The sequence below is a fragment of the Faecalibacter rhinopitheci genome (assembly GCF_015234135.1).
In the GTDB taxonomy this organism is placed as follows: domain Bacteria; phylum Bacteroidota; class Bacteroidia; order Flavobacteriales; family Weeksellaceae; genus Empedobacter; species Empedobacter rhinopitheci.
This window is the reverse complement of record NZ_JADGIK010000001.1, coordinates 100,010-116,402: the sequence shown is the minus strand read 5'-3', so window position 1 is coordinate 116,402 and position 16,393 is coordinate 100,010. Positions and strand designations below refer to the sequence as shown.

General features: G+C 35.4%; 16 protein-coding genes. All 16 read left to right on the top strand.

All coding sequences use genetic code 11. The features are described from left to right. Positions 1-29: 29 nt before the first annotated feature. The 16 genes from IM532_RS00555 (at position 30) to IM532_RS00480 (ending at position 16,388) form a co-directional block, all read left to right on the top strand. Complete coding sequence (locus IM532_RS00555) at positions 30-1,259, top strand: dihydrolipoamide acetyltransferase family protein (protein ID WP_194181496.1); 1,230 nt, start codon at positions 30-32, stop codon at positions 1,257-1,259. Between the two features lie 21 nt (positions 1,260-1,280). Then, positions 1,281-3,338, top strand: a complete 2,058-nt coding sequence (locus IM532_RS00550) for an alpha-ketoacid dehydrogenase subunit alpha/beta (protein WP_194181495.1) — start codon at positions 1,281-1,283, stop codon at positions 3,336-3,338. A 117-nt stretch (positions 3,339-3,455) separates the two neighbouring features. Further along, positions 3,456-4,793: a phenylacetate--CoA ligase family protein gene (locus IM532_RS00545; RefSeq protein WP_194181494.1), complete on the top strand. Its 1,338-nt coding sequence runs from the start codon at positions 3,456-3,458 to the stop codon at positions 4,791-4,793. 5 nt (positions 4,794-4,798) lie between these two features. Beyond that, positions 4,799-5,371 carry a TetR/AcrR family transcriptional regulator gene (locus IM532_RS00540; protein ID WP_194181493.1) on the top strand — a complete coding sequence of 191 codons (573 nt, stop codon included), beginning with the start codon at positions 4,799-4,801 and terminating at the stop codon, positions 5,369-5,371. Between the two features lie 3 nt (positions 5,372-5,374). Then, positions 5,375-6,457, top strand: a complete 1,083-nt coding sequence (gene paaE, locus IM532_RS00535; RefSeq protein ID WP_194181492.1) for a 1,2-phenylacetyl-CoA epoxidase subunit PaaE — start codon at positions 5,375-5,377, stop codon at positions 6,455-6,457. A 23-nt stretch (positions 6,458-6,480) separates the two neighbouring features. After that, on the top strand, positions 6,481-7,446 hold the full coding sequence (gene paaA, locus IM532_RS00530; protein ID WP_194181491.1) for a 1,2-phenylacetyl-CoA epoxidase subunit PaaA: 966 nt from the start codon (positions 6,481-6,483) through the stop codon (positions 7,444-7,446). Positions 7,447-7,450: 4 nt separating this feature from the next. Then, a complete protein-coding gene (gene paaB / locus IM532_RS00525) occupies positions 7,451-7,738 on the top strand; it encodes a 1,2-phenylacetyl-CoA epoxidase subunit PaaB (protein WP_194181490.1) in 288 nt (95 codons plus the stop codon). Positions 7,739-7,741: 3 nt separating this feature from the next. Then, on the top strand, positions 7,742-8,518 hold the full coding sequence (gene paaC / locus IM532_RS00520) for a 1,2-phenylacetyl-CoA epoxidase subunit PaaC (RefSeq protein ID WP_194181489.1): 777 nt from the start codon (positions 7,742-7,744) through the stop codon (positions 8,516-8,518). Next, entirely contained in the window at positions 8,512-9,000 is a 489-nt protein-coding gene (paaD, locus tag IM532_RS00515) for a 1,2-phenylacetyl-CoA epoxidase subunit PaaD (protein ID WP_194181488.1), read from the top strand. The genes paaC and paaD overlap by 7 nt, the downstream gene beginning before the upstream one ends. A gap of 5 nt (positions 9,001-9,005) precedes the next feature. Next, the gene (locus tag IM532_RS00510; protein WP_194181487.1) at positions 9,006-9,791 is read left to right on the top strand and encodes an enoyl-CoA hydratase-related protein; all 786 of its coding nucleotides are present in this window, start codon (positions 9,006-9,008) and stop codon (positions 9,789-9,791) included. Between the two features lie 3 nt (positions 9,792-9,794). Then, positions 9,795-10,952: a 3-hydroxyacyl-CoA dehydrogenase NAD-binding domain-containing protein gene (locus IM532_RS00505; RefSeq protein WP_194181486.1), complete on the top strand. Its 1,158-nt coding sequence runs from the start codon at positions 9,795-9,797 to the stop codon at positions 10,950-10,952. 29 nt (positions 10,953-10,981) lie between these two features. After that, positions 10,982-11,395 carry a hydroxyphenylacetyl-CoA thioesterase PaaI gene (paaI, locus tag IM532_RS00500; protein ID WP_194181485.1) on the top strand — a complete coding sequence of 138 codons (414 nt, stop codon included), beginning with the start codon at positions 10,982-10,984 and terminating at the stop codon, positions 11,393-11,395. Between the two features lie 81 nt (positions 11,396-11,476). Further along, complete coding sequence (pcaF, locus tag IM532_RS00495; protein WP_194181484.1) at positions 11,477-12,682, top strand: 3-oxoadipyl-CoA thiolase; 1,206 nt, start codon at positions 11,477-11,479, stop codon at positions 12,680-12,682. A gap of 140 nt (positions 12,683-12,822) precedes the next feature. Continuing rightward, complete coding sequence (locus IM532_RS00490) at positions 12,823-13,416, top strand: acyltransferase (RefSeq protein ID WP_194181483.1); 594 nt, start codon at positions 12,823-12,825, stop codon at positions 13,414-13,416. 80 nt (positions 13,417-13,496) lie between these two features. Then, a complete protein-coding gene (gene paaZ / locus IM532_RS00485; RefSeq protein WP_194181482.1) occupies positions 13,497-15,548 on the top strand; it encodes a phenylacetic acid degradation bifunctional protein PaaZ in 2,052 nt (683 codons plus the stop codon). Between the two features lie 84 nt (positions 15,549-15,632). After that, positions 15,633-16,388 (top strand): enoyl-CoA hydratase/isomerase family protein, encoded by a 756-nt coding sequence (locus IM532_RS00480; protein WP_194181481.1) that lies wholly within the window; start codon positions 15,633-15,635, stop codon positions 16,386-16,388. Positions 16,389-16,393: the final 5 nt, after the last annotated feature.

Below are 16,393 nucleotides of genomic sequence, written 5' to 3'. Positions count from 1 at the left end.
TCTTCAATTTTCAAACTGCAAACAACAAAATGAATAAAATTGAATTAACGATCCCTAGGTTAGGGGAAAGTGTTACTGAAGTTACATTATCAAAATGGAATGTGAAGGTTGGTGATGTTGTCGCACTTGATGAGACAATTGCTGAGGTATCCACTGATAAAGTAGATTCTGAAGTTCCTTCAACTCATTCCGGAATTATTAAAGAATTAAAATTTGAGGAAGGTGATATAATTCCTGTTGGTGAAGTGTTCGCTATTCTTGAATTTGCTGAGGATCCAAAGACTGAAACTTCTGCTGAAGATGTTTCTCTGCAATCATCAGAAATTATTCCAGAAGATAAAATCTCAAAACCTTCTAAATTTCTTTCGCCTTTGGTTAAGAAAATTATCAAAGAAGAAAATCTAGCTGTTGATGAAATCTTAAAAATTGACGGTTCTGGGCATAATGGCCGTATTTCTAAAAATGATGTTCTTAATTACATCAAAAATCCATCACAACAAAAGATAGAAGAAGTGAAAGTAGTTAGTACAAGTTCTTCTACGGGAAATAGCGAGATTATTGAGATGGATAAAATGCGTCAATTAATCTCGAAACACATGAAGAAAAGTAAACAAACTTCTCCTCATGTTACAGCGTATGTAGAGCCTGATGTTACAAATTTAGTGAAGTGGCGTGAGGCAAATAAAAAAGCCTTTGAAGCTAAGTATAATCAAAAGCTAACGTATACACCTATAATTGTAGATTGTGTAGTAAGAGCAATAAAAGATTTTCCTATGATAAATGTTTCTGTCGATGAAACGGAAACTAAGATTATAAAACATCATGATATTAATATTGGGATTGCAACAGCTTTACCAAATAACAATTTAATTGTACCTGTAATTAAATCTGCTAATACATTAAATCTAGAAGGTCTAGCTAAAGGTGTAAATTCTATTGTGGATAAAGCGCGAAATAATAAATTGTCTCCCGATGATATTTCTGGTGGTACATTTACAATTTCCAATGTCGGAACTTTTGGGAATTTAATGGGCACTCCTATTATTAATCAACCTGAAGTTGCTATACTTGCCACAGGTGTAATCAAAAAGAAACCAGCAGTTCTAGAATCTGAGTACGGAGATTTAGTTGTTGTTCGCCAATTTATGTATCTATCACTTTCTTTTGATCATCGTGTAATTGACGGTTCATTAGGTGGTGTTTTCTTAAAACGTATTTCTGATTATATGGAAAATTGGGATATCAATCAATCCATTTAATAATTACAAAATCACAATTCAATGGAAATTCAAAATAATCAAACCAATATAGATTTATTAAAAAAAGCTTTTCGTCTCTTAGTTACCGCTAAATCATTGGCTGAACTTTATGAAGATGAAAAAGCGACAACAGGAAAATATGTTCATGCTACTTCTCGTGGGCATGAAGCAATTCAAATTGCAACTGGTCTTCAGTTAACACCTCAAGATTATCTAAGTGCATATTATCGTGATGATGCTATGCTTTTAGCAATTGGAATTACCCCTTATGAGTTAATGCTTCAATTATTAGCTAAGCGAGATGATATTTTTTCTGGTGGGCGTACATATTATTCTCACCCAAGTCTTAATCATCCAAATTATCCTAAAATTCCTCATCAAAGTAGTGCAACAGGTATGCAAGCTATTCCTACAACTGGAGTTGCAATGGGAATTCAATATGCACAAAAGATGGGAATCATTAAGGATGAAAAACCAATTGCAGTTTGTTCGTTAGGTGATGCATGTTGTACAGAAGGTGAAGTTTCAGAGGCTTTACAAATGGCTGTTTTGAAAAGTTTACCAATTTTATATTTAGTTCAGGATAATGAATGGGATATCTCTGCTTCTGCTGATGAAATTCGTGCCCAAGATATGGCGCATTTTGCTAAAGGGTTTAAAGGATTAGAAGTCTTTTCTATTGATGGAACTAACTTCCTTGAATCTTATGAAACGATTGAAAAGGCAATTTCAATCATTCGTAAAGAAAATCGTCCTGTGTTAGTTCACGCAAAAGTTCCTTTATTGAATCACCATACTTCAGGTGTTCGTAAAGAATGGTACAGAGATGATTTAGTAGAAGCACAAGCACGCGACCCTTATGATCGTTTAAAAGAAGAATTGTATCAAAATGATTTTTCTGCAGATGAGGTAGAAAATATAGAATCTGAAATTCGTGAATTAGTTTATTCAGATTACCAAAAAGCTAAAGTTGCAGAGGATCCTCGCTCTGAAGATTTATATGATCATGTGTTTGCACCAACTCCAATTACAGAGGAGAAGGGAAATCGAGAGCCAATAGGTAAGCATAAAACAGTAATGGTGGATTCTGCTTTATTTGCAATTCGTGAAATCATGGATAAACATCCTGAATCTTTGTTGTATGGACAAGATGTTGGGATACGTTTAGGAGGAGTCTTTCGTGAAGCAGCTACATTAGCAAGTCAATTTGGACAACATCGTGTATTTAATACGCCTATACAAGAAGCATTTATTATTGGTTCTACTGTAGGTATGTCAGTAGTTGGTCTTAAGCCTATTGTTGAGGTTCAGTTTGCAGATTATATTTGGCCAGGACTTAATCAATTATTTACTGAAGTTGCGCGTTCTAATTATTTATCAAATGGAAAATGGCCAATATCAATGATACTTCGTGTACCAATTGGTGCTTACGGTAGTGGAGGACCTTATCATTCTAGTTCTGTGGAAAGTGTCTTAACTTCAATCAAAGGAATTAAAATTGCATATCCTTCTACAGGTGCAGATTTAAAGGGTCTAATGAAAGCTGCTTATTACGATCCGAATCCCGTAGTTATGTTAGAACATAAAGGATTATATTGGTCAAAAATGAAAGGTACAGAAGATGCTGCTACTATTGAGCCAGACGAAGATTATGTTCTTCCATTTGGTAAGGCACGTATTGTACAAGATGCACCAATTTCATCCAATAAAAATACGATTACTATTGTTACATATGGTATGGGAGTGTATTGGGCTAAGGAAGCTGCAAAAAATTTCGATAACCAAGTGGAGATAATTGATCTTAGAACTTTAGTTCCTCTCGATGAAAATGCTATTTTCGAATCGGTTAAGAAACATGGAAGATGCATTGTTTTAACAGAAGAACAAGTTTCAAATTCATTTGCACAAGCAATAGGTGGTCTAATTTCTGAAAATTGTTTTGAGTATTTAGATGCTCCTGTTCGAATTTTAGGTGCTAAAGATATGCCAGCAATACCTTTGAACAGTAATTTAGAGCAAGAAATGCTTCCAAATGCAAAAAAACTTCATGAATTAATTAATTCATTGCTAAGTTATTAAATCTGGATGTGGTGTTTGGTGTAAAAAAAAACACAATAATTTTACTAACAAATGTTAGTTTGTTTAATATTTTTTTCTATTTTTGGATTAACGTATTTCAAACACCACAATCAAGATATGATCTTTAATACTGATATGGAATTGATGCCAATTGATAAATTGCGTACAATTCAAAATGAAAGATTAGTAAACACGCTGCAACGTGCTTATAATAACATTCCTTTTTACAAGGACTTATATGATCAAGCTGGGGTTAATTTAAATGAAATTAAATCTATCAATGATTTACATAAATTACCTTTCACTAAGAAAAATCATTTACGTGATAATTATCCTTTTGGTATGCTTGCTGTACCACAGACAGAATTGTCGCGTGTACATTGTTCAAGCGGCACAACAGGGAAACCTACAGTTGTAGCTTACACGAAAAATGATATTGAGATTTTTTCAGAAGTAGTTGCACGCTCACTAGCTGCTGCTGGATGTACGCCTGGTATGAAATTGCAAAATGCATATGGTTACGGTCTTTTTACAGGAGGTATTGGAATCCATTATGGAGCTGAAAAATTAGGAATGACAGTTGTTCCAATTTCAGGAGGTGGTACCGAAAAGCAAATTATGTTATTAAAAGACTTCCAAGCAGAAGCTTTAACCGCTACACCATCATATGCCTTAACAATTGCTGAAGAACTAAAGAAAAGAGGAGAAGATATCCGCGACTTTAATTTAAAAATTGGAGTTTTAGGTGCTGAACCTTGGTCTGAAGCTTTACGTAAAGAAGTTGAAACTGGATTAAATTTATCTGCAGCCAATATCTATGGTTTAAGTGAAATCATTGGACCTGGAGTTTCAAATGAAGATTTTGAAGAAAAAGGTACAGGAAGTTATATTTGGGAAGATCACTTTTTCCCGGAAATTGTAGATAAAGTAACAGGTGAACCCTTACCATACGGTGAACCAGGTGTATTAGTTTTAACTTCTCTAACAAAAGAAGCTATGCCAATGATACGTTACTGGACAGGTGATATTACTACACTAACTTACGAACATTCTGAAAAAAGAACTCATATTAAAATGGGACCTATAATTGGTCGTGCAGATGATATGATGATTATTAGAGGTGTGAACTTCTTCCATACGCAGGTAGCTGATATTTTACCAGATTTCCCACAATTATCTCCAAATTACCAAGTGGTTTTATCTCGTCCAAAAAATATGGATGCTGTAGAAGTTGGAATTGAAATTAATCCGAATTATTTTAATCATTACGGTATTCCAATCAACGATTTAAATGGTGGAGCTCCAGATGAAGTAAAAAAATTAATTTCTAATGTTCAAAAGAAAATTAAAGATAATATCGGACTAGGAATGAGTGTTAAACTTTATCAAAACGGTGATTTACCAATGAGTGATGGTGGTAAATTAAATCGAATTATTGATAAAAGGGAAGCATAAATCGAATGGCGAAACAGAGTAGGAAAGAACTAATCATCAGAGAAGCTGCCATCATTTTTAAACAAAAAGGTTATTCCGCAACATCTATGCGAGAATTAGCTGAAAAGGTTGGAATTGAAGCTGCGAGTTTGTATAATCATATTCGTTCAAAAGATGAAATTCTAGAAGAGATTTGTTTCAGCGTTGCTCATGAGTATTTATCGTTCATCACAGAAATTGAAGAAGCAAATCAAAGTCATTCTGAGAAATTGGCACATTTAATTGAAACGCATGTTAAATTAATGATTGAACGTCCCAATGAAGTTTCTGTTGCAAATAACGATTGGAAGAATTTATCTGAACCAAAAAAGAAATTATATAAGGAAGTTCGTAAAGGGTATGAAAATCGTATTGCAAATATCTTAACGAAGGGAATGCAAACGGGAGAATTCAAACAAATCAATGTTTCTGTTGCTCTTTTCACCTTATTATCATCATTACGTTGGATAGAATTGTGGTATAAACCTAACCGAGAAATTTCTCCTGAGGAATTACAAGCCGATCTAACCACGTTCTTAGTAAATGGATTAAAAAAATAAGCTATGGCTATCAATTTTCATAAATTAACAGTAAAACAAGTTAAGCGCGAAACATCAGAATGTGTTTCAGTTGTGCTTGATGTACCTGCTGAATTACAAAACGATTTTAACTTTAAACAAGGGCAATACCTTACATTTAAAGATATCAAAAACGAAGAAGAGATTAGACGTTCTTACTCAATCTGTTCAAGTCCTTTAGATGGTGAATTGCGTGTTGCAGTTAAGAAAATTACAGATGGAATTTTCTCTACATACATTAATAACGATTTAAAAGTTGGAGATACTTTAGATGTGATGATACCTCAAGGAAATTTCTATACAGAAATTAATCCTGAGAACACTAAATTATATGTTGGTATAGTAGCAGGATCAGGAATTACACCTGTATTATCAATCATTAAAACAGTCTTACAATCAGAACCGAATAGTCAATTTGTATTGATTTACGGGAATAAAAATAAAGGATCGATCATTTTTAAGGAAGAAATCGAAGCATTAAAAAATAAATATATGGAGCGCATCAGCGTTTACAATATTTTAAGTCGTGAAACGGCTGATGCTGAGATTTTAAGTGGTCGTATTACCAAAGAAAAAATTGAATACTTCTTACAAAATATTTTAGATCCTAAAGCAATTGGAGAAGTATTCTTATGCGGGCCTGAAGAAATGATTTTAGGAGGACGTGATGCATTAGTTGCTGCTGGAGTTGATGCGAAAAATGTTCACTTCGAATTATTTTATAGTGCTTCTGCCGAAGCTAAAAAAGCTGAACGTCAAAATACAATGGCTGTTTCTGATGATACTATGAGTAAAGTAACTGTAAAATTAGATGCGACTTCTTTACAAATGGATTTAGGATACAACGGAGTTACAATCTTAGATGCAGCTTTAGAAAACGGAGCCGATTTACCTTATGCTTGTAAAGGTGGTGTGTGTGCCACTTGTAAGTGTAAAGTATTGGAAGGTGAAGTGGAGATGGACATCAACTATTCATTAGAGCCAGACGAATTAGCTGCAGGATTTGTATTATCATGTCAAGCGCATCCACGTTCTGCGAATGTAGTAGTAGATTTTGATGCCAAATAATAACTCTTTAAAAAGTAAAAAAAATGAGTGCAAAAGAAATCGATTTACAAGCAATTTTTGATCAAAAGATTGATAACGAAGTTCGTATCGAACCAAAAGATTGGATGCCAGAAGCATACCGCAAAACATTAATTAGACAAATTTCACAACATGCTCATTCAGAGATTGTTGGTATGTTGCCAGAAGCAAACTGGATTACAAGAGCACCGTCGTTAAACAGAAAGAAAATTTTGTTAGCGAAAGTACAAGATGAAGCTGGTCACGGTTTATACTTATACTGTGCAGCAGAAACTTTAGGTGTTTCTCGTATTCAGACTTTAAATGACTTACACTCTGGGAAAGCTAAATATTCATCAATCTTCAATTACCCAACTTTAACGTGGGCAGATATTGGAATGATTGGATGGTTAGTAGATGGTGCAGCAATTTTAAACCAAGTGCCGTTATGTCGCGCTTCTTACGGACCTTATGCACGTGCAATGGTACGTGTTTGTAAAGAGGAATCATTCCACCAAAGACAAGGTTACGAATCTTTAGTTGTTTTATCAAAAGGTACGCCTGAACAAAAAGCGATGTTACAAGATGCAATGAACCGTTGGTGGTGGCCTACTTTAATGATGTTTGGACCTGCTGATGATGTATCATCAAATTCAGAATTATCAATGAGATGGAGAATTAAACGTTTCTCAAATGATGAATTACGTCAACGTTTTGTAGATATATCGGTTCCTCAAGCAGAATATTTAGGATTAACAATTCCAGATCCAGATTTAAAATGGAACGAGGAAAAAGGTCAATATGATTTCGGTGAAATTGATTGGGAAGAATTCTGGAACGTTGTCAAAGGAAACGGTAAATGTAACAAACAACGTTTAGATGCCCGTCGTACAGCACATGAAAATGGAGCGTGGGTAAGAGATGCAGCAACAGCTTACCACGAAAAAAGAAAACAAAGACAATTAGAACAAGAACAACGCAAAAACGCATAAAAAGATGGAAAATAGAGATTGGCCTTTATGGGAAGTATTCATTAGAAGTAAACAAGGTTTAGATCATAAACACGTTGGTAGCTTACATGCTGCAGACGAAATGATGGCTTTAGAAAATGCTCGTGATGTCTATACGCGTCGTTTAGAGGGTGTAAGTATTTGGGTTGTAGAATCTAAAAACATTCACGCTTCTAATCCAGATGAAGCGGAACAATTCTTTGATCCTGCAGAGGACAAAGTTTACCGTCACCCAACTTTTTATGATGTACCAGAAGAAATTAAAAACATGTAATTTATGACAGCAACAGCTTATCAAAACAATCAAAATTACATCGATTTTATCTTGCATTTAGCAGATACAAATCTGATTTTGGCACAACGTTTATGCGAATGGTGTGGTCACGGTCCAATTTTAGAGCAAGACATCGCAATGTCTAATATGGCTTTAGATTTATTAGGACAAACTTCTAACTATTACGATTATGCTGCTGAAATGATCGGAAACGGAGCTACGGAAGATACTTTAGCGATGTTACGTGAAGAACGCGAGTATAAAAACTTATTGTTAGTTGAATTGCCAAATGGTCACTTCGGAGATACCGTTGCACGTCAATTCTTTTACGATTCATACCACTATTTCTTATTAGAGCAATTCTTAAAAGTAAAAGATTTAAAATTACAATCTATTGCGGAGAAATCTTTTAAAGAGGTGAAGTATCATTTAAAATGGTCATCTGAATGGATGATTCGTTTAGGTGATGGGACGCAAGAATCGCACGATAAAATTCAACAAGCAGTAAATGATATTTTACCTTATGTAAATGAAGCATTTATTTTAGCACCTTACCAAAAAGCATTAGTAGCTGAAGGATTAATTGCTGATCCAAATGAATTTAAAGCGGCTTGGTTAGCTAAAGTGAACGAAGTTTTAGAAGAAGCTACAATCACAGCAGATGTTGAAAATGCATTTGCACAAAAAGGAGGAAAAGACGGAATCCATACGGAACATTTAGGATTTATCTTAACCGACTTACAATATTTACAAAGAACTTATCCTAACTCTCAATGGTAACAGAAAAAGAAATTTGGCAATATTTGGAGGAAGTTCCAGATCCTGAAATTCCAGTGATTAGCGTCTTGGATTTAGGTGTGGTTCGAAAAGTAGAAATCAAGGAGGACGAAGCTGTAAATGTTACAATTACGCCAACTTATTCTGGTTGTCCTGCAATGAGCGCTATTTCAATTTCGATTCGACTAAAATTAGTAGAAAAAGGATTAAAAAATATCAATGTCATCAATCAGTTGAGCCCTTCGTGGTCAACTGATTGGATGTCAGAAGAAGGAAAACAAAAAATGAAGGCGTATGGTATTGCGCCTCCAACTAAAAATCCTTCGAGCGATGCGCTCTTTTCAGACGAACAAAATATCGAATGTCCACAATGTGGTTCACACGATACGCGTCTAATCAGTCAATTCGGTTCGACTGCCTGCAAAGCGATGTATCAATGTAATGATTGTCACGAACCGTTTGATTATTTCAAATGTCATCACTAAAAATTATGGAAAATTCAACATCAATCCTATATACACAAGAAGGAGGAATTGCTACGATTACGTTGAATCGTCCTTCGGTCTTCAACAGTTTTAACCACGAAATGATTCATTCACTTCAACATCATTTAGATGTTGCAGCTCAAGATTCTTCTGTTCGTGCAGTCGTTTTAACGGCTACAGGAAAAGCATTTTGCGCTGGTCAAGATTTGGGTGAAGTGTTAGAAGAAAAAGACATCGACTTCAACAAAATTGTAACAGAAAATTATAATCCATTGGTTTTAAAAATCAGAAATATGGATAAACCAGTTGTTGCTGCTGTTAATGGTGTTGCTGCCGGAGCAGGTGCAAACTTAGCTTTAGCGTGTGATATCGTGGTAGCAAAAAAATCAGCTAATTTTATTCAAGCTTTTTCTAAAATTGGTTTAATTCCAGATTGTGGAGGAACGTATTTCTTACCTCGATTAATTGGAATGCAACGTGCATCAGCGATGATGTTATTAGCAGATAAAGTTCCTGCTTCGCAAGCCAAAGAAATTGGAATGATATACGACTATTTTTCGGATGAGACATTCGAAGAAGAAGTTTCAAAATTAGCTTCAAAATTAGCGAACTTACCAACGAAAGGTTTAGCGTATACCAAGAAGTTATTGAATCAAACTTTCCAAAATTCAATTGAAGAACAATTAACACAAGAGGGAATTTATCAAGACAAAGCAGGAAAAACTTCAGATTATCAAGAAGGAGTTGATGCATTCTTAGAAAAAAGAAATCCAGTTTTTAAAGGAGAATAAACGATGAAGAAAGTAGGAATTATTGGTGGTGGAGCCATGGGTTCTGGTATCGCGCAAGTATTTGCACAATCAGGTCATGCAGTCGTTTTATATGACACCAATCAAGACGCATTAGATCGTTCAAAACAAAATTTAGCAAAGACTTTTGAAAAGTTAGTAGCGAAGGAAAAATATACAGCAGAGAAAGCTCAAGAAATTCAAAATAACATCGAATATGCAGCAGATTTAAATGCATTTGCCTCTTGTGACTTAATCATCGAAGCAATTATCGAAAATTTAGAGATTAAAAAAACTGTTTTTAAAAACGTAGAAGACATCGTTTCTGAGAACTGTATTTTAGCCTCGAACACTTCCTCTTTATCCATTGCTTCTATAGCTTCTGCGTGTGCAAAACCAGAACGAGTGATCGGAATTCACTTTTTCAATCCAGCGCCATTAATGGCCTTGGTTGAAATTATTCCAGCTGTACAAACACGTGAAGGGTTAGCAGAAGAAATTAAAGCGTTAATTCAATCGGTAGGAAAGTTACCAGTGATTACGAAAGATACACCTGGTTTCATTGTCAACCGTGTGGCTCGTCCTTTTTACAGCGAAGCCATTCGTTTATTAGAAGAAGGTGTGGCTGATGCTGAAACCATCGATTATGCAATGACTTCTGTTGGTGGATTCCGTATGGGACCATTCGAATTAATGGATTTTATCGGTCACGATGTCAATTACCGTGTAACTGAATCGATTTTCGAATCATTCTTTTATGATCCACGTTTCAAACCATCGTTTTCTCAAAAACGTTTATTCGAAGCGGGCTTCTACGGACGTAAATCTGGACGTGGTTTCTACAATTATGCAGAAGGAGCAGAAAAAAAAGCACCATCTCAAGATCAAGCATTATTAGAAAAAATTTACAAACGTGTATTAGTGATGTTAATCAATGAAGCAGCCGATGCTTTATTCTTAAACATTGCAACGAAAGAGGATTTGGATACAGCCATGACAAAAGGAGTGAATTATCCAAAAGGCTTATTACAATGGGCGGATGAATATGGAATTGAAAATGTACAAAATGATTTAGATGAATTGTACAACTACTACCACGAAGACCGTTACCGTTTAAGCCCAATCATCCGAAATATGGTGAAAGCTAATCAAACATTTTACTAAAATTTATCACACTACAAAACCACAAAAAAATGGAATCTCAAAGATTATTAAAAGCAATGCTTGACCACGATAAATTTAGTGAATGGTTAGGATTAGAAGTGATCGAAGTTAGAGAAGGCTATGCTAAACTACAAGCTGTTGTTCGTCCAGAGATGATGAATGGCGTTGGAACAGTTCATGGAGGGGTAACCTTTGCCATGGCAGATTCAGCATTTGCTTTTTCTTGTAATATGTATAATAATATTTCAGTCGCTTTAGACGTTCATATTTCTTTTACAAAAGCAGGTCGTGAAGGCGATATCTTCACAATTGAGTCTCAAGAAGTCTCTTCGACAAAACGAACTGGAATTTATGATATTAAAGTAACGAATCAACACAATGAGTTAATTGCTTTATTTAAAGGAACTTGCTTTAGAACAGGTAAACCTTTGATTGAAGAATAAATTAAGTTTTAAGTTATACGTAACACGTTTTAAGTTTTAGAAACGTACTACGTAAAACATATCACGTAAAACGTAAACAAAATGAACCAAACATATATTATTGACGGAGTAAGAACTCCAATTGGTAAATTAAAAGGTGGATTATCAGCTGTACGCCCAGACGATATGGGAGCAATGGTAATCTCTGAATTATTAAAAAGAAATTCATCTATCGATCCAGCTGCATTTTACGATGTCATCTTTGGTAATGCAAATCAAGCTGGTGAAGATAATAGAAATATCGCACGTATGTCGGCTTTATTATCTGGATTACCTTACACGGTGCCAGGTGAAACCGTCAACCGTTTATGTGCTTCTGGATTATCAGCGGCAATTGCGGCATCAAGAGCTATTCAAGTTGGTGATGCTCAATTAATGATTTCTGGAGGTGCTGAGTCAATGACTCGCGCTCCTTTAGTGGTTTCAAAATCAGCTTCTCCATTTGGTGGTGATGCGCAGATTTATGATTCAACATTCGGGTGGCGTTTTATCAACCCTAAAATGAAAGAAATGTGGGGTGTTGATGGAATGGGAAATACAGCAGAAAACTTAGCAGAACGTGATAATATTTCACGTGAAGATCAAGATTTATTTGCAGTTTGGTCGCAACAAAAAACAGCTGCTGCTCAAGCAAATGGTCGTTTAGCCAAAGAGATTGTTCCAGTGGTTATTCCACAACGTAAAGGTGATGCCATTATTTTTGATACGGATGAATTCCCAAAGAACAATACAACAATGGAAATTTTATCAAAGTTACGTCCAGCGTTCAAAGCGGATGGTACTGTAACTGCGGGTAATGCTTCTGGTTTAAATGACGGTGCTGCAGCAAATATTTTAGCCTCAGAACAAGCGATAAAAGATTTTGGATTAACACCAATGGCACGTATCGTATCTTCTGGAGTTGCAGGAGTTGAACCTCGTATCATGGGAATTGGACCAGTTAATGCATCTAAAATTGCATTAGCAAAAGCAGGTTTAACAATGAATGATATTGATGTTATCGAATTAAACGAAGCTTTCGCTGCTCAATCTTTAGCATGTACACGTGCTTTTGGTTTAGCAGATAACGATCCTCGTATCAATCCAAATGGTGGAGCAATTGCTTTAGGGCATCCACTTGGAATGTCAGGGTCACGTATCCTTAATTCTGCGGCTTACGAATTACAAGCTACAGGAAAACGTTATGCATTAGTGACAATGTGTATTGGTTTAGGACAAGGTTACGCAGTAGTGATTGAAAGAGCTTAATTTAGAACTTAGTATTGAGAAATTAGGTCATGTTGAACTTGTTTCAACATCTCATTCAGTTTAATGTGATCCTGAAATGAATTCAGGATGACTTTCAGAATTTCTAATCTCTCAATACTAATCTCTCAAATCTAAATAATATGATTTACGAATTTAAAGGATATAAACCAGTTGTTCATCCAACAGCATTTATTCATCCACAAGCATTTGTTACGGGAAATGTGATTATTGGTAAAGATGTTTACATCGGACCAGGTTGTGCTTTACGTGGTGATTGGGGACAAATTATTATCGAAGATAATTGCAATGTGCAAGAAAATTGTACGATTCATATGTTTCCAGGAACAACGGTTCGTTTAAAAGAGAAAGCGCATATTGGTCATGGGGCGATTATCCATGGAGCTACAATTGGTCGTAATTGTATGGTCGGAATGAATGCTGTTGTAATGGATAATGTGATCATCGAGGACGAATGTATTGTAGGAGCTTTGGCTTTTGTAAAAGCAGATACGCATATTCCTACTCGAAGTGTTGTGGTTGGAAATCCTGCAAAAATCGTAAAACAAGTTTCAGATCAAATGATCGAATGGAAAGATCAAGGAACACAACAATACATGCAATTGCCAAGTGATTGTCATGAAAGTTTAAAACCTTGCGAACCATTAACAGAAGTTCCAGATTATTATTACGAGTCAATGGCAAGTAATTACAAAACTTGGAATGAAACGAAGTAAACGTATTACGTTGTAAGTTCTACGTATTAAGTAAAATTAGACTTATAACTAAAACTTTAAAAACACAAACAACATAAAAAATGGCGAATCAATTAGAAAATTATGCTTTAGGACAATGGACAAAAGGTTCGTCTGAAGGGCAAATGTTATATAATGCGATTACAGGTGACGAAATCGCAACAGCTTCATCAGCTGGATTAGATTTTGGTGCGATGATGGATTATGCGCGTACGGTTGGAGGACCAAAATTACGCAAAATGACTTTCCAAGAAAGAGGTTTAATGCTGAAGAAATTAGCCTTATACTTAATGGAAAGAAAAGAAGAATTCTACACAGTTTCTTGGGCAACTGGAGCAACACGTGCTGATTCTTGGGTTGATATCGAAGGTGGAATTGGAAACTTATTTGCAAATGCATCTTTACGTCGTCAATTCGGAGATCAACCATTTTATGTAGAAGGAGATACACATAATTTTTCTAAGAATGGGACATTTTTAGGAACACATATATTAACGCCAAAACGTGGTGTTGCAATCCATATCAATGCATTCAACTTTCCGGTTTGGGGAATGTTAGAAAAAATTGCAGTTAACTTTTTAGCGGGTGTTCCTGCAATTGTTAAGCCTGCTACAATTACATCTTTCTTAACTGAAACAGTTGTTCGTGCAATCATCGAATCGAATATTTTACCAGAAGGTGCTTTACAATTAATCACAGGTTCAGCAAACGGAATTTTAGAATATGTAGAGTCTGAAGATGTGGTAACTTTTACAGGTTCGGCATCAACAGGGCAAATGTTAAAATCACACCCAAGAATTACTTCAGAAGGTGTGCCATTCAACTTAGAAGCAGATTCATTAAATGCATGTGTATTAGGTGAAGATGTTCAAGCTGGTTCACCAGAATTTGATATTTTCATCAAAGAGGTAACTCGTGAGATGACAACTAAAGCTGGTCAGAAATGTACAGCTGTTCGTCGTGCGTTAGTTCCAACACATTTAGTAGAAGATGTTCAAATTGCTTTAGGACAACGTTTAGCAACAACTACAATCGGAGATCCAAATGTAGAAGGTGTGCGTATGGGAGCCTTAGCAGGTGCTGCGCAAGTAAAAGAAGTTCGTGAGAAAGTTGAAGAATTAGCAAAAACGCAAGAAATTGTTTTCGGAAACTTAGATAATTTCGAAGTAAAAGGAGCTGATAAAAACAAAGGTTCTTTCATTTCTCCAATTTTATTCTTAAACAACGATCCATTCAATAAAACAGATGTTCACAACATTGAGGCATTCGGACCAGTTTCTACAATTATTCCTTACAACGGAACAGCAGAAGCGGTTGAATTGGTTCGTATGGGTAAAGGTTCATTAGTTTGTTCGATTGTAACGGCTGATAACGATATTGCAACAGAATTTGTTTTAAATGCAGGTTCATTACACGGACGTATTGTGATTTTAGATGCAGAATGTATCAAAGAATCAACAGGTCATGGTTCGCCATTACCATTATTAGTACACGGTGGTCCAGGTCGTGCTGGAGGTGGTGAAGAAATGGGAGGAAAGCGTGGTGTAATGCACTATATGCAACGTACTGCCATCCAAGGTTCGCCAAATAAATTAACTGCAGTTACTCAACAATACCAATACGGAGCAGATTACATCGAAGAAGATAAACATCCATTCGCAAAACATTTCGAAGAAGTAAAAATCGGTGATACATTAATCACATCTAAACATACGATTCAACAATCTGATATCAATGCTTTCGCAGCTTTATCAGGAGATAATTTCTACGCTCACGTAGATGCAACTTCATTAGAAGGAACAATTTTCGAACGTAATGTGGCACACGGGTATTACTTATTATCGAAAGCAGCAGGATTATTCGTATTAGCGAAAAAAGGTCCAGTATTATTAAATTATGGATTAGATGAATGTCGTTTCGTGAAACCAGTTTATCCAGGATCTACAATCGGAGTTCGTTTTACGTGTAAAGAGAAAATCGATCAAGAGAAAAAAGACGAAAATGATATCGCAAAAGGTATTGTTCGTTGGTTAGTAGATATTTATGATGAAACTGGAGAAACAGTGGGTATTGCTACGATTTTAACAATGGTTAAAAAATTAAATCAAGATTAATATTTAATGAGAGAATGTGGTAATTTGTGAATTAGCCAATTTAATTTTGCGTATTACCACATTAACAAATTTTTAAATTAACATATGGAAGCTTACGTAAAGTCAGATATACAAAATGGAATTGGTACAATTGAATTTTACCACTACCAAAGTAATTCAATGCCAGGAAGTCAATTAAGAAACTTGGCTGCTGAAATTGAAAAGTTAGGAAATGATGAGACGGTAAAAGTTATCATTTTAAAAAGTGCTGGAGAGCGTACATTTTGTGCTGGAGCATCTTTTGACGAGTTAATCTCAATTAAAGATCGTGAAACAGGTTTAGATTTTTTCTCTGGATTTGCACACGTAATTAACGCGATTCGTAAAGCGTCTAAATTCGTTTTAGCACGTATCCAAGGAAAAGCTGTTGGAGGTGGAGTTGGAATTGCATCGGCAGCTGACTACACATTCGCAACACAACATGCAGCAGTTAAATTATCTGAATTAGCAGTTGGTATTGGACCATTCGTCGTTGGACCAGCTGTAGAGCGTAAAGTAGGAACTTCTGCTTTTACACACATGGCGATTAATGCAACTGAATTCCAAACAGCACAATGGGCGAAAGAAAAAGGATTATATGCTGAAGTTTTCCCTACAGTGGAAGAAATGGATGCATCAATCGAAACGTTAGCAACTAAATTAGCCGGATCAAATCCAGATGCCATGAAACACTTAAAACGTGTTTCTTGGGAAGGAACTGAAAATTGGGATGAATTATTAATAGAGCGTGCGAAAATTTCAGGTGAATTAGTTTTATCTGAATTTACAATCAACGCAATTAACAAATTCAAAGCCAAATAAAAATA